Origin of the sequence: Candidatus Electronema sp. TJ, assembly GCF_048287355.1 — a bacterium.
Classification (GTDB): Bacteria; Desulfobacterota; Desulfobulbia; order Desulfobulbales; family Desulfobulbaceae; genus Electronema.
The window spans coordinates 3,952-5,997 of sequence record NZ_JBLWEP010000083.1 but is presented as its reverse complement, the minus strand read 5'-3'; the positions used below and the strand labels follow the sequence as shown (position 1 = coordinate 5,997).

Annotated in this window: 3 protein-coding genes; all 3 read left to right on the top strand. The window is 58.5% G+C overall.

The features are described 5' to 3' along the window. Positions 1–219, top strand: a 219-nt coding sequence (locus tag ACNKID_RS07440) for a hypothetical protein (protein WP_417912810.1), incomplete at its 5' end; no start/stop codon positions are given. Positions 220–410: 191 nt separating this feature from the next. Next, positions 411–1,448, top strand: a complete 1,038-nt coding sequence (locus ACNKID_RS07435; protein ID WP_417912809.1) for a rod shape-determining protein — start codon at positions 411–413, stop codon at positions 1,446–1,448. Positions 1,449–1,516: 68 nt separating this feature from the next. After that, a partial coding sequence (gene mreC / locus ACNKID_RS07430; RefSeq protein WP_417912808.1) for a rod shape-determining protein MreC occupies positions 1,517–2,046 on the top strand: 530 nt, incomplete at its 3' end.

The window sequence follows — 2,046 nt, the reverse complement described above, 5'->3', positions numbered from 1 at the left end:
CTCCGCGAGGAGCGGCGGCTTTTCTTTGTCGGCCTCACCCGCGCCGCCGAGACGCTGTATCTGTGCAGCGCGATGCAGCGGCAGGGCTTCGCCGGGCCAGAGCGGCCCGCGCCGTCCCGTTTTCTCAAGGAAATTCCGGCGGAGCTGCTCGACGCGCCGCCGCTTTCCCAGCCGAAAGCACGGAAGAAAAGCCTTGGCAGGCAGCTACGGCTTTTTTGAGCTGAAGCCGGACAGTCTTCGGAAATAATGATTGTTTTGTCAGCATCTGCGTTCTGCCGTTTTGGCATTGCCAGTTTGCGGCAGGGCTGGTAAACTGATTGCGTCCTGCTGCGACACAGCCGCAAAGTTCCCGATGGCTCCAGCGGAGCCGATACGACAGATAGAATGATTTTTTACCTAGGTGAAACCGGATGTTTTCCCCGTTGAATTTTCTTTTCGGCTGGATGTCCAGCGACCTTGCTATTGATCTTGGCACAGCCAACACAGTTCTGTATGTCAAAGGCAAGGGCATCGTGCTGCGGGAGCCTTCCGTTGTCGCGGTGCGGCAGGACGCGCGCGGCGGCAGGGTGCTGGCGGTGGGAACGGAGGCCAAGGAAATGCTTGGCAAAACCCCCGGCAATATTGAAGCCATCCGGCCCATGCGCGACGGCGTGATCGCAGACTTTGAAGTCTGCGAGGCCATGCTCCGCTATTTTATCAACAAGGTGCATAACCGCCGGACGCTTGTGCATCCTCGGATCATCATCTCCGTGCCTTCGGGCATTACTCAAGTGGAGAAACGGGCGGTGCGCGAGTCCGCCGAATCCGCAGGTGCCCGCGAGGTGTATCTGATTGAGGAGCCGATGGCTGCGGCCATCGGCGCAGATCTGCCGATCACCGAACCGACCGCCAACATGGTCATTGACATCGGCGGCGGCACCACCGAAGTGGCGGTCATTTCCCTGTCCGGCATAGTCTATGCCAAATCCGTGCGGGTGGCTGGCGACAAGATGGACGCGGCCATCCTTCAGTACATCAAGCGCAAGCACAATCTGGCCATCGGCGAGCGCACCGCCGAGCAGATCAAAATCTGCATCGGCAACGTCATGCCTGCCGAGCCATACGAGACGATGGAGATCAAAGGCCGCGATCTGGTTTCCGGCGTGCCGAAAACCATCACCATTCGTTCCGACGAAATTCAGTCCGCCATCGCCGAGCAGGTGGAGGTGATCGTTGATGCGGTAAGGCTGGCTTTAGAGGTCACGCCGCCGGAGCTGTCCGCTGACATTGTCGACCAAGGCATAGTCCTGACCGGCGGCGGCGCACTGCTGAAAAATCTCGACAAATTGCTGGCGCAGGAAACAGGAATGCCTATCATCATCGCCGACGACCCACTTTCCTCAGTCGTGCTTGGCTCCGGCAAGGCACTTGACAACTTTGAGATCCTCAAAGAAATCGCCATTGACTGAGTGCCGTTCGGCGGACTGCCGCTCCATTCCGCTGTTTTTTCATTTTTCTGCCCGTCCCTCCCGTTCAGATGTCGAAAACTAGCCGCAACAGGAGACAGAAGGATGACGGCTCCGGCGGATTCCGCATTGTTCTGCTTGGCGGGGCCGCGCTGACATTCCTGCTCGTTTTCTTGGTCTTTATTTTCGGCAGTCAAGAGTTTGGCCCGACGTACAAGCTCCTCTTGGATGTCGCTGGCCCTCTCCAGAAAGGCATGGTCAAGGCCGCTTCGCCGTTCTATTCGTTCAAAGAGAACTATCTTGATCTCCTCACGGTGCGGGAGGAGAAGGCTCGCCTGCTCGAAGAGCTGCAGAAATGCCGAAACGCCGCCTACGCCAACCGGGGGGCGGTGGCCCTCAACGCCAAGCTGCGCAAGCTGCTGGACTTCAAAGAGTCCTCCGATCTGCCCACCATGACAGCCCGGATTGTCGGCAAAGATCCTTCTCTCTGGTTCCGCAGTGTGATTATTGACCGTGGTCTCAGCGACGGGGTGGACAAAGGCATGCCGGTGGTCAGCGGCGAAGGCATCGTCGGCCAAGTTTACGCCGCCTCAGCCAATTA

Excerpts from the sequence above, each read along its gene's own strand:
- ACNKID_RS07435 (WP_417912809.1), top strand. The coding sequence starts at position 411 with ATGTTTTCCCCGTTGAATTTTCTTTTCGGCTGGATGTCCAGCGACCTT.